General features: G+C 64.8%; 1 protein-coding gene. It reads left to right on the top strand.

Annotation, left to right across the window (positions count from 1 at the left end):
• Window positions 1–422 precede the first annotated feature (422 nt).
• The gene (locus ACSVDD_RS29670) at window positions 423–1,196 is read left to right on the top strand and encodes a DUF968 domain-containing protein (protein ID WP_448193001.1); all 774 of its coding nucleotides are present in this window, start codon (window positions 423–425) and stop codon (window positions 1,194–1,196) included.
• Window positions 1,197–1,351: the final 155 nt, after the last annotated feature.

Raw genomic sequence — 1,351 nt, 5'->3', positions numbered from 1 at the left:
TGATCCGGGGCATCGTGGAACCTCCTGGGTGGGATTGGTTCCATCCCCACATTCCAACGGGTCGGAGGTTCCGCGCTGCTGACGCCCCCTATGCCGCGTCAGCGGCTTCGTTCAATCCGCACCAGCAAATATTAACATTGCGATAACAATGCAAAACACTCAACATCACCAAGTAATTATAGGATTTTTATTGCCGCCATCTGTGTGCTACCCAAGAAACCAAATGATTTTACTTGACGCGACGCGAATTTCGATGTTTAATCATAGCGCTACTGCTGCCACTCGGCCTTGAATGGAAAGACCAAGGGGTACCGCGGGGATTATTACGAGAAGAGGTTAAGGGCGGCCCGTGGATCGGCGCTTCGGGCGCGGCATGGCTGCGGCGCGAGCCGGCCGGTCGAGCACTTGGGAGGAACGGCACCATGAGCGAGTCTTGCGGAACGAGTCAGGCGTACGGGGGTGACCAAACGCGCGGTCGTGCCGTCACGGTCCAACGGCTGCAGAGTCTGCTGGCGGAGGCCAACCAGCGCTTGAGCTATGGCTGGCTGTGCTGCGTCATCGACCGGACCGGCTGGCTGCCGCTGGACCACTGGTACCCGGAGCGGCCACACGCCCCCGACACCCCGCACCCGGTCGCGCTGTCCCGCGATCCGGCGGACCTCGTCGTCGGCTTGGAAGAGTATGTCCGCAATTTCCGCCGCCCCGCCGCGGGAGCGCCACGGGTCGATGGGCCGCCGAAGCGCCCGACCAGAGATGGAACGCCGCCATCCCATCCGGACGCCACGCCGGCCGTCCCTTCGGCGGCGCCGATCAGCCCACCCCGCTGCGGCACCGGACCGGCTCCTCGGCTTCCGCCGCGGTTAGCAAAGCAACGCATCGGCGACGAGTCGGGCCCACGGCGGTGCCCCGGACACCTCGCCTTTGTGCGTGGGCACGCCTGCTGCGTCACCGGGCCGGAGTGCGACGGCCCCATTGAGGCGGCCCATGTCCGGCGCGGAAGCGGCGTTGGCATGGGGCGGAAGCCGGACGACAACCGCGCGATCTCCCTGTGCCGCTGGCATCACCAGCAGCAGCACGCCGTCGGGGAAGCCCAGTTCGAGCGGCTGCATGGGATCGACCTGGAGGCGTTGGCGCAGGCGTTCGCCCGCCGATCGCCGAGCTGGCAACGGTTCATTATGGCGCGACAATCACGGTGAGAACGGCGTCAATCAGGGGTTCTTCCGCATTTTGGGTGCAAAACAGCCCTCGGTGGAATGGCTTTAGGGACGACAACTTCACGCGGCGGCCAGAACCCGGCTTCGCAGCAGGTCGTGCTTCGCCCGGCCGTACATTTGCCGCTTCAACCCTTTCA

It is taken from the genome of Azospirillum terrae, assembly GCF_053470425.1.
Note: the sequence above shows the minus strand (reverse complement) of the source record. Positions and strands in the feature narration are given on the sequence as shown.